This is a genomic window from Runella sp. (genome assembly GCF_027484545.1).
GTDB lineage: Bacteria > Bacteroidota > Bacteroidia > Cytophagales > Spirosomataceae > Runella.
Map to the genome: position 1 here is coordinate 20,625 of NZ_JAIXST010000251.1, position 10,072 is coordinate 30,696.

Annotated in this window: 10 protein-coding genes and 1 pseudogene; 5 read left to right on the plus strand and 6 right to left on the minus strand. The window is 41.8% G+C overall.

Annotated elements, in window-relative coordinates; all coding sequences use genetic code 11:
• Window position 1: 1 nt before the first annotated feature.
• From Q0081_RS22940 to Q0081_RS22960, 5 genes are all read right to left on the minus strand, one after another.
• Window positions 2-322 carry a helix-turn-helix domain-containing protein gene (locus Q0081_RS22940; protein WP_298359161.1) on the minus strand — a complete coding sequence of 107 codons (321 nt, stop codon included), beginning with the start codon at window positions 320-322 and terminating at the stop codon, window positions 2-4.
• Between the two features lie 221 nt (window positions 323-543).
• Window positions 544-1,836, minus strand: a complete 1,293-nt coding sequence (locus tag Q0081_RS22945; RefSeq protein ID WP_298359165.1) for a sorbosone dehydrogenase family protein — start codon at window positions 1,834-1,836, stop codon at window positions 544-546.
• Between the two features lie 141 nt (window positions 1,837-1,977).
• Complete coding sequence (locus tag Q0081_RS22950; protein WP_298359168.1) at window positions 1,978-2,916, minus strand: M20/M25/M40 family metallo-hydrolase; 939 nt, start codon at window positions 2,914-2,916, stop codon at window positions 1,978-1,980.
• A gap of 86 nt (window positions 2,917-3,002) precedes the next feature.
• Complete coding sequence (locus tag Q0081_RS22955) at window positions 3,003-3,248, minus strand: GlsB/YeaQ/YmgE family stress response membrane protein (protein ID WP_298359170.1); 246 nt, start codon at window positions 3,246-3,248, stop codon at window positions 3,003-3,005.
• 41 nt (window positions 3,249-3,289) lie between these two features.
• Window positions 3,290-3,862, minus strand: coding sequence for a helix-turn-helix domain-containing protein (locus Q0081_RS22960; protein WP_298359173.1), 573 nt, complete (start codon window positions 3,860-3,862; stop codon window positions 3,290-3,292).
• Between the two features lie 338 nt (window positions 3,863-4,200).
• Between Q0081_RS22960 and Q0081_RS22965 the strand changes: the two genes are divergently transcribed.
• The 5 genes from Q0081_RS22965 to Q0081_RS22980 all read left to right on the plus strand — a co-directional run bounded on the left by Q0081_RS22965 (window position 4,201) and on the right by Q0081_RS22980 (window position 9,366).
• On the plus strand, window positions 4,201-5,091 hold the full coding sequence (locus Q0081_RS22965) for a S41 family peptidase (protein WP_298359176.1): 891 nt from the start codon (window positions 4,201-4,203) through the stop codon (window positions 5,089-5,091).
• Between the two features lie 60 nt (window positions 5,092-5,151).
• Window positions 5,152-5,526 carry a hypothetical protein gene (locus Q0081_RS22970; RefSeq protein WP_298359179.1) on the plus strand — a complete coding sequence of 125 codons (375 nt, stop codon included), beginning with the start codon at window positions 5,152-5,154 and terminating at the stop codon, window positions 5,524-5,526.
• 266 nt (window positions 5,527-5,792) lie between these two features.
• On the plus strand, window positions 5,793-5,999 hold the full coding sequence (locus Q0081_RS31955; protein WP_409034090.1) for a hypothetical protein: 207 nt from the start codon (window positions 5,793-5,795) through the stop codon (window positions 5,997-5,999).
• 106 nt (window positions 6,000-6,105) lie between these two features.
• Window positions 6,106-6,783, plus strand: a complete 678-nt coding sequence (locus Q0081_RS22975; protein WP_298359182.1) for a hypothetical protein — start codon at window positions 6,106-6,108, stop codon at window positions 6,781-6,783.
• Window positions 6,784-6,897: 114 nt separating this feature from the next.
• Window positions 6,898-9,366: a DUF5686 and carboxypeptidase regulatory-like domain-containing protein gene (locus Q0081_RS22980; protein ID WP_298359185.1), complete on the plus strand. Its 2,469-nt coding sequence runs from the start codon at window positions 6,898-6,900 to the stop codon at window positions 9,364-9,366.
• Window positions 9,367-9,372: 6 nt separating this feature from the next.
• On the opposite strand, the pseudogene Q0081_RS22985 reads toward Q0081_RS22980, so the two are convergent.
• A pseudogene (locus Q0081_RS22985) lies at window positions 9,373-9,843 on the minus strand (ATP-binding cassette domain-containing protein); the annotation flags it as partial.
• Window positions 9,844-10,072: the final 229 nt, after the last annotated feature.

Here is a 10,072-nt window from a genome sequence, read left to right on the forward strand (position 1 = left end):
ATTATTTATCTTTCGACTTTTTAGCGTAACTAGTTAATTGTTCACTGACAAGTTGAATCGCATCGTAAGTAGTTTCGTTTGCGCCATACTCTTTTAGAATTTTTTCCGCAGTATGCATAACTTTCAAACTTGCTTCGGACACTTTGTAAAACTTGGCTAACCGCTTCAACTGTTCGCTTGTAGGCAACCGTTCTCCTCTTTCAATCTTACTGAGCATCGGAGAGTCAATGTCAGTCCCCTTTGACACCTGATGAAGTGTTTCTTTTCTATCTTTTCTTAGCTCCCTAAGATATTGCCCTAATTCTGATTTTAGACCATCCATTTGGGAAATTTACGACTTGTCATTTTTTGACAAATTTACAAAAATTGTCTTGATAAAATGAAGTTGAAATCAAAATACTTTTCCACAACCAAGAATGAAAACCCACCAACAACTAACCCCTTGATTTGCAAGCTACCAGCCTTTCTTACGGGTGAGAACGTCCGCAAAGGCAAAAAAGCTCACGCCATCTCTGACGTGAGCCTTTTTGTGCCAAACCAATTCTATTTCTTAGGAGCCTTATACGCAATCCGATACAACGTTCCGTTCAAGTCGTCAGTTACGTAGAGCGACCCGTCAGGTCCTTGGGCGAGACCCGTGGGGCGGTGCTGAATCGGACCCGTGGGTTTCACAAGGTCAGTACCCGCAAAATTATCCGCAAAGATTTCCCAAGGGCCTGAGGGCTTGCCGTTTTTGAAAGGTACAAACGCTACCATATAGCCTTTTTTCAAGACGGGCGATTGACCGTGGAAAGCGATAAAAGCGCCGTTTTTGTACTTGGCAGGAAACATTTTTCCCGTGTAAAAAAGCACGGCGTTGGGACCCATGTGTGCCGGAAAATCGGCAATGGGGTTGATGGCTTTTTCGCCACCCGTTTTTTTGCCATCACCACCGTATTCGGGGCAGAGAATTTTCTTCTTTTGGAAGGGGTCATAATACACGTACGGCCAACCGGCATCATCACCTTCGTGTACTTCATACATGGTTTCGGCGGGGAGTTTTTCGCTGTCTTGTGGAGTATAGTACTGCGGGAATACATCGTGAAATTTGCCGCGTCCGTGCATCAACACAAAAAGTGAGTTAGTACTTGAATTCCAATCCAAACCTACGACGTTTTTCAAACCCGTTGCATAGCGAACTCCGTCGCCGTATTGCTGATTCAATTGGCTCGTCTTAAACCGCCAAATTCCGCCAACTGAGTCTAACAATGGGCACGGCATTTTGCCTTTGTTGGTGCCTGCTTCTTTGCACGTCTCGTCATAAGAACCTACGTTGACATAGACATATCCATTGTTGTCCACGGCTATGTTTTTGGCTTCGTCACGGCCTCGGGTCACCAGGCCTTTTACGATTTGTTCGGGGTTATTGACGTCGATAATCTCTTCTTTTTCATTGAGTTTATATCGATACACACCTGTATAAGAAGAAGCGTACAGGTAGCCCCCGCGAATAAAAATACCCGAGCCTTTGTAATCACCGAAGCCTATTTTTTCGTCAATGACACCGTCGCCGTTGGTATCGCGCAGGCGGTAAATGGCCTTGCCGTCTTTTAGTTTATTGATTTTGACGTAAATATCACCGCCTTTCGATATGGCAATGTGGCGCGGTGTTTCTAAGTCTTCGGCTAAAATAGTCGCTGAAAAACCAGCAGGCATTTTAATATCAGTAGCGGGAATGACGCCAAATGAAGCGTCTTTCGCCTTTGAGGGCGTTGTTTCGACGCTTTTGTAAGCGGCCAGACTACTCGCCGTGACCAACGCAGCAGCCACAGAAAGCGTTCGTAGAAATGGATACATAAGGAAAAAAGGGAGTTAATGTTAGATTACTTTGATATAAAGCAATTTGTGGGGAGAATTTAACGTCGTCATATAACGTCGGCGAGAGCTAAGCGCTCCCGTTTAAAACGCCAAACGGCCAGTTCTCGCCGACGTTGAGACCTACTTCACCTCCGTGAAAACCAGCTTCGGCAATTTCATCGCATTTTCAATCAATTTGATTTGAACTTCCAGAATCCCTACTTCCGATTCTGCGTCAATTTTATCGGGGTCGTCCGTAGATTTGTGGTAGTCGTCGTGACCGCCCGTATGAAAGTAGATTACCGGGATATTTTTCGCATAAAAAGACCCGTGATCCGAGCCGCCGCTGCCTGCGCGGTCGGTGAAAAACTTGACACTTCCTTCCACACCTTTAAACACGCCAGGCCACGCATTGCTCGTGCCGTAACCACCAATGCCCACCCCTCGGTCGGCATTGTAGCGCCCAATCATGTCCATGTTGGACATAAAATTGATTTTGTCCAAAGGCAACGTTGGGTTATTGGCAAAATACCGCGAACCCACTAAACCCAATTCTTCCGCCCCAAAAGCTACAAATAAGAAGTTATAGGGCTCTTTTACTTCGTTTTTTGAGAAATACCGCGCCAATTCCAATAAACCAGCCACCCCCGATGCATTGTCGTCAGCGCCGTTGTGGATTTTCCCCTGAGGCTCTTTATCCCGCGAACTTCCCTGTTTTCCCATTCCCAAGTGGTCGTAATGTGCCCCGATAATAATGGTATAAGGAGCGCCATTATCCAAAAAACCAATGACATTGTTGGCTTCACGAATGCTGTCGGGAACCACTACACGCCGTACTTTGGCGGTAAAAGGCTGACGAAATCCCTTCGTCCCCAAAGGTGTTAAATTCAGTTTTTTGTATTGTTTGATAATGTATTTAACCGCTTTGGCATTCTCTTTACTACCCGTTCCTCGACCTTTCATTTTGTCGGAAGCAAGGTAATTGATATGCCCCAAAATTCGACCCAAATCAGGTTTAACATCCTGACCTACAAGTATTTTACAATAAAAACAAAGAAATAACAGAATCCAATTTTTCATATATTAAAGATAAAATGGGAGAGTTTAACAAAAAAATAGCCCGCAAAAATACGGGCTATTGACATAATAAAATAGATTTTCGACAATCATCTTCTAATAAGACCAATCAAGGCAAGTACAATCAAAGCCCCAATCACTGAAGTCAAAATTACACCGATGAGACCAGCACCGAGCGAAATATGCAATTGGCCAAACACCCAATTTCCCACAAAGGCACCAATAATTCCTACGATAATATTTCCAATAAGTCCAAAACCAAACCCGCGCTTGATTTCTCCGGCTAACCAGCCGGAAATAGCTCCGACAATCAATACATAAATTAAATTGTTCATGTGAGTAATGGTTAAAAGATGAAAATGAAACAATAGAAACGTTATTCTTTAAAGAAATACATGACCAGCATCAAGGCAGTAGTATCTCCGATATTGGACGGTTTGTGGGGCAAATTGGCATCAAAAAAGATAGAATCGCCCGTATTGAGCACGTATTTTTGGTCGCCAACCGTATATTCTATGTTACCGCTGATAATGTATTTGTATTCGAAAGCATTGGTTTTTACCATGAATGAGCGCGTGGCTTTGGGGGCTAATTCCAACACGACGATGTCAGTGGGCAGGCTCTGAATGTTGCGCGTCATTACCCGTTTATACACAAACCCTTTCGATTGTTCCTTTTCAAATTTTTGATAATCTTCGCTCCGTTTTACTACGACTTTGCTTTCGGTAGCTTGCTCAACATCAGCAAAAAAATCGTTCAAATCAACTCCCAACGAGCGAATCAAATTGATAAGCACTAACAACGAGGGAATAGTACGGTTGTTTTCAATTTGAGAAATAAGCCCTTTACTTACTTGTGCGCGGTCGGCAAGTTGCTGAATAGTAATACCTTTCGATTTTCGGTAATCTTTCAACTTGCTGCTGATTTGCAGAATTACTTCATTAGCCATAAAACGAACAGAAACTTATTGGGTTGAATAAACAAAGTAAACCTAACCATTTTAAAAACCTAAACCACCTTATAAATACTTGTCTACCGACACATTGTAGCTAAATACTAAGCATAACGTGACTTTATCCCCGAGTTCATAAATAGCAACAGGTAGTTCCTTTCGACTAAACTCTCCTACACATTCATCCTGTTTACTACAAGTTTGTAATATCCTGAAACGTTTGCCTTTGCTCTTGCGTATTGTTAAACAGGTCTCACAATTACCACCAAACTCCCCCATCAGAATTTGCTCCATCTTTCCCTGTTTTTTTAACCATTTTCAACTAAAACAGTGTTATGAGCAGTATCTCAAAATTTGCAATCGCGGGATTGGTGGCTTTCAGCGTGTTGGCAGTAAGTTGCAAACAAAACGATCTCGACCCTCAAAACTCCACTACTACCCCCACAACCGCTACCGCCGATATTCGTGACTCGTTGTGGTCGTACATGCAGAATGTGTATTTGTGGTACGATAAATTACCTGCTACTTTTAATGCCCGTAGTTACAGCGACCCCGAAAGCGAAATGGACGCTTTGCGTGCTTATCAAACCTTAGACCGATGGTCTTTTGTCGAAAAAGCAACGACCTTCAACAGTTATTTTTCAGATGGTGAAACCAGTGATTTTGGATTTTGGATCAAATACGATTCCAATAACGACCTGCGCGTTCGTTACGTGTATGCACAATCGCCCGCCGGCAAGGCAGGAGTAGAACGCGGCTGGAAATTGAGTGCCATCAATGGGCAAGCCATTGCGTCGCTTTCTGACGACGCCATCATCAGTGCCTTTTACGATGCCACTTCTACCACTTTTGGATTTCAGAAAGCAGACGGAAGCTCCGTAGCCGTTCCTCTCACTACTACCACTTATACGCTTAATACGGTACTGTTCAACAAAACATACGACGTAGCAGGAAAAAAGGTGGGTTATTTGGTATTCAACAGTTTTACGGGAACCCCTTCTCAAAATGAGCTAAAAGCAGTCCTGAGTAATTTTGAAACCGCAGGTGTCAACGAACTTATTGTGGATTTGCGCTACAATGGTGGCGGCGATGTAGACACACAGGTGATGCTTGCCAATGCCTTGGCTCCTACGAGCGTGACTCGTTCATCGGTCATGTTCAGTTACCAACACAATAACAAATTATCTTCTTGGGATGAAACCATTAACTTTTCAAAAACGGGTTAGCTCAACTTATCTCGCATTTTCTTTATCACCACCTCCTCCTCCGCTTCGGCTTCTGAGTTGTTGATCAATAACCTGAAACCCTATCTTGATGTCAAACTTATTGGGAAAGCTACGCACGGCAAACCGGTTGGAATGTACGGCTTTGAGGTGATGGATTACGTAATTGCCCCAATTGCCTTCAAAACTGTCAACGCCAAAAATGTAGGGGATTATTACAGCGGTTTGGCCGTAGATGCTTCCGTTGCCGACGGGCTTGATAAAAACTGGGGAGACCCACTTGAAAATTGTTTGGCCGCCGCTTTGGGCTATATACAAACGGGAAGCTTCAACGTCATCACCAACGGACGCCTCTCTGCCGAACAAGAGTTGGCCAACAAACCTTTGGATAACAAAATTGTGCGTGAATTGATAGTGAAGGCCCCTTCCATTAAGTAAGATTACGCTCATTTCTCCCCTTTTTAACAACGAACAGGGGAGAATGAGCGTAATAAAATTAGAAACAACCATCTCTGCCACTAATCTCAAGAAAAGGTATGGAGTATGAGATTACAAATCCTTATTCGGACGAGTTAGTAAATTTTCTATAAATTTGAATTTCAGGACAAAAGGAACATTTTACTCCTACAATCACCCAAAATACGTTTGATTTTCAGGACAAAAACCAATTACTCCCATTTTTTTCCACCCATGCCCAGGGATTTATCGGCAAATTTGGTGGTCGCGAAGAGGGAATTTATACAGTCAGGAATCCTGAGAGAAACGGTGTTTTTATATTTGTTATTGAAGGGGCATTTGAAGTCCAAAACCGCCTGCTTCACCCGCGTGACGGACTATCGTTGACCCATGTGACTGAAGTTGAATTTGAGGCCTTGTCCAATGATGCTATTCTTTTAGTGCTCGAAGTTTAATTGAATCTTATTGAAACAATAAGGCCATATAAGCTTAAATTTCCTTCTATGCCTTATATGGTTTAACAACTATTTTCGTTTAAGAATTGCTTACAAAATCCTAAAAATGGCCGCTTTAGCAATCCGAAACAAACAAAGTAAAATTGTTACCATCTCTGCCAAACTTATCTTCTACGGCACCCAAGCTACTAAAGAGTTAGCACAAAAAATCGTTGCTGAAATTCGTGACATGTACCACGAACCCAAGGCATCTGTCAACCTTGACAAAGAAGTTTATAATGTTCATATGAGAATTGATTATGAAGTCGTTAGCTTTAATGAAGTCATTGAATTAGCTTTCAAAAATACCAACTTTCGCTACAATTTCATTCGTCTCGAAGCGCAAAACCACGTCACTCGCTCCTTTATGGGTTTTGGTTTAGGCGACAACGTGGGTCATTGGATTACCACTGACAACCTTGGTGAATCTACCACCGCCGCCCACGAATTTGGCCACGCTTTAGGATTGGATCATCCCAACTTAATTGATTTTCGTGGTCTTGGTAATCCGGGCATTATGGCTCCTCGCGGTACGATTGTAGATGCACACTTACAATGGAATCCGGCCGTGGCCGTCGGTGAGTATGGAGGCACGCTCAAACCCTTCCATCGTCGCGTTCAGGCCTACGAAATTGAAGCCATTTTTGAAGGTTTGGTATTTGACAACAACGGCTATGCTGAAATCGGGCATTTGAGTAATCTATTGTTTACGGAAAATGGAGATGTTTTGAATGTGATTTTTTAAAACTACTTTGTACCGTTAAGGAACTTCAATTTTTATTCATTAAAAATAAAAACTCTCCTCCCTGCGTTTTTCAAAAGGTACAACTCGTACAATATCCACTTAAATAACAGCCTTTTGAAACACACTTTACTCTTCTTCATTCTTTTCCTGTTGCCCTTGTTCTCTTTTTCCCAAGAGTATTACACGCTGCGTGGCTATGTGTATTCAGAAAACAATGAGCCTTTAGCGGGCGCTTCGATTCGTGTGGTGAACAGCAATACCGGCACGGTAACCAATGCACAAGGCAAATACGAAATTAAACTCTTGGAAGGTCTGAATCGGATTTCGGTTTCTTCAATGGCGTATCAAACCGAAGTATTCGAGGTGATTGCTGAAAAAGATTTGGTAAAAAATGTTTTTCTGAAAATTGACCATAAACAGTTGGACGAAGTCGTAGTAAAAGTCAAAAAGAAAGATGAATCGTATGAGGTCATTAAAAAAGTGCTTGAGAACAAAGAGGCCATTTTAAATCAATACCAAAACTACAGAGCCAAGGCGTACATAAAAAGTGTAGAGGAAGTTGAAAAGAAAATTGTAAAAAAGAAAGAAGAAGATGTACCGCCTAATCCGGGCGAACAACTTAAACTAAGTGAAAAGCCACTGGCCTTAAAAGACAGTCTTCCTAATCTCAATATTTTTGAATGCCAACTCATCAGGCACCAAAGCAATACCGGACAGCAAAAAGAAGAAAGGGAAGCGGTGAAGAAGATTGGTGACCAGAGCACGCTTTTTTTCAAATCAGTCACTGACGGAGAGTTCAATTTTTACCAAAACCATCAAAAAATAGCCAAAATAGGCGATAATGAAATCACTTCCCTCCTGAGTGACCTTACCTTTTTGAGTTATAAATTTCAGCTGATTAAGTATTATTTTGTCGGTCAGGATAAGATTTTCCAAATCAAGGTAACTCCCAGAGCATTGGGAAATGCACTATATGAAGGCACGATAGAGGTTTTGGAGGATAAATGGGTGCTGCGAAGTGTAGATTTAAAATTAACCAAAAGAGGACTACTCCGTTATGACGAATTTGGAGTAAAGCAGGAATTTGAAAATATTCAGAACCGTTGGGTTGCTTCAAAAATCACCTACACCTGGAAAGTAAAAGAAGGAGGAACGAAAAAATCGGGGAAGACGGAAGTCATTCATTCCAACTATGAATTTGACCTAAATTTACCCAAACGTTTTTTTGGGGATGAAATAGGCGTTACTACCGACAATGCCTACAAAAGAGATTCTACCTTTTGGGAGAAAATCAGGCCTCATCCCCTTACCAAAGACGAGCAACGAGTAATCAAAGAAAAAGAACGACTTGAAATTTTACATAATTCAAAAGCCTATTTAGATTCTATCGACAAGGTCTACAACAAAATCACCCTCCCGAAAATCTTGTACTTAGGTATGGGACATATCAATCGTGAGAAGAAAAACAATTGGTATTTTGACCCGATTTTAGGTCTTTTTGATCCTTTAGCCATTGGCGGTTGGCGAATCCGATACGGTTTGGGGTACTACAAGCGACAGGAAAATCGGAAACAGGTATGGGTTAATACGAATTTCACGTATGGTTTTAAAAATGAAGACCTAAGAGGGAGTATTCTCCTTAATTATTTTTACAATCCCCTAAAAGTATCAAGCATCAACATCTCGGTTGGTTCCGCATTCAACATCATTAATGGAGCAGCTACCTTACGGGATATCATCAAGAGAAGTAATTTTTATCAAAATAAGTTTGTGGAGATTCGTCACCGTACCGAGCTCTTCAATGGGTTTTATCTCAATACACAAGCTTACTATGAACTTAGGAGCGATTTGGCAGATTTCAAATTTGGGGGATTGGGAGATAAAGTGTTCAGTAATAATACGCCTCAGGTTTTTCCTACAAGTCATGTGTATAAAACCGGCATCGGCATCGAATACACCCCTCGACAGCTCTATTTGAGAGAACCCAACGAGAAAGTGATTTTAGGCTCAAAATATCCTACCTTCAGTCTTAATTTGGACAGAGCATGGCCGGTAACAGGTCAAAACAACAATGTATTTACCCATCTGTCAGCCTCAGTTCGACAAACCTTTAACGTAGGCATTATTGGCACGTCAGAGTACCGTATCAACGTTGGTAAATTTCTGGATACCACCAGTTTAGCCGTCATGGATTACAAGTACATGCGCGGCGGCGACAGCTATTTTTTCTCCCCGGCCATGTTCAGTTATCAATTGATTCCCAAAACGTTCCCAGTTTTCAATTGGCATTTTGAGTCATATTATGTGCATCAATTCAATGGTTTTTTTACGAGTAAAATCCCGTTACTCAACAAAACAAAAATCAGAGAAGTGGCAGGTGGCGGGTTTTTATACGTTCCCGAACGAAAATACCAATATTCAGAAGTCTTTTTTGGATTAAACAGAGTGTTCAAAATAGGCAGAGAGAGAATTCGACTCGGTGCCTATTATGTCATTGGTCAATCCAATGATTTTGGCGTCAGAAATGGCTTCAAATTTTCTTTAGAGCCTTACAATCAGAGTAAGAATACGTGGAGTTTTTGAGTAAGATTAACTCTGCATTACACTCAGCTTCCGATAAAAGCCTTTTTCATCATCAAGCAATTCATCGTGCGTGCCGCGTTCGATGATTTTTCCGCCGCCCAATACCAAAATTTCGTCGGCATGTTGAATGGTGCTGAGGCGGTGAGCAATAACGAGAGTCGTCCGGTTTTTCATTAAATTGGTCAACGCTTCCTGTACCAATTTTTCCGATTCTGTATCCAATGCCGAAGTCGCTTCGTCCAAAATCAATATCGGTGGGTTTTTCAAAATCGCCCGGGCGATGCTCAGGCGTTGACGCTGCCCACCCGATAACTTCGTTCCACGGTCACCTATAATGGTTTGATAGCTATCGTATTGTTCAATGATAAAGTCGTGGGCATTGGCAATTTTGGCCGCCGCCATTACCTGCTCTTCCGTAGCATCCGTACCAAAAGCGATGTTGTTGAAAATGGTATCATTGAATAAAATCGACTCCTTACCTCTATTTGCTTGCTCATGTTTCTGGATTCTCGCCCTTAAAATCCTATAATGAGGATATTTTTTTAAAAAATACAGAAAATGTTTGGAAAGTTACTTTTTTTCATATGGGTTAAAGGCACTTAAAACTGGCCTATAAAGGCAAAAGTAGGTCAAAAAGGTTGTAGTGACTATTTTTGTGAATGAAATGGAAAGAAACCTTTAAAGAAGTGCCTGATTTTAGACGAGA

Excerpts from the sequence above, each read along its gene's own strand:
- Q0081_RS22940 (WP_298359161.1), bottom strand. The coding sequence starts at position 322 with ATGGATGGTCTAAAATCAGAATTAGGGCAATATCTTAGGGAGCTAAGA.
- Q0081_RS22945 (WP_298359165.1), bottom strand. The coding sequence starts at position 1,836 with ATGTATCCATTTCTACGAACGCTTTCTGTGGCTGCTGCGTTGGTCACG.
- Q0081_RS22950 (WP_298359168.1), bottom strand. The coding sequence starts at position 2,916 with ATGAAAAATTGGATTCTGTTATTTCTTTGTTTTTATTGTAAAATACTT.
- Q0081_RS22955 (WP_298359170.1), bottom strand. The coding sequence starts at position 3,248 with ATGAACAATTTAATTTATGTATTGATTGTCGGAGCTATTTCCGGCTGG.
- Q0081_RS22960 (WP_298359173.1), bottom strand. The coding sequence starts at position 3,862 with ATGGCTAATGAAGTAATTCTGCAAATCAGCAGCAAGTTGAAAGATTAC.
- Q0081_RS22965 (WP_298359176.1), top strand. The coding sequence starts at position 4,201 with ATGAGCAGTATCTCAAAATTTGCAATCGCGGGATTGGTGGCTTTCAGC.
- Q0081_RS22975 (WP_298359182.1), top strand. The coding sequence starts at position 6,106 with ATGGCCGCTTTAGCAATCCGAAACAAACAAAGTAAAATTGTTACCATC.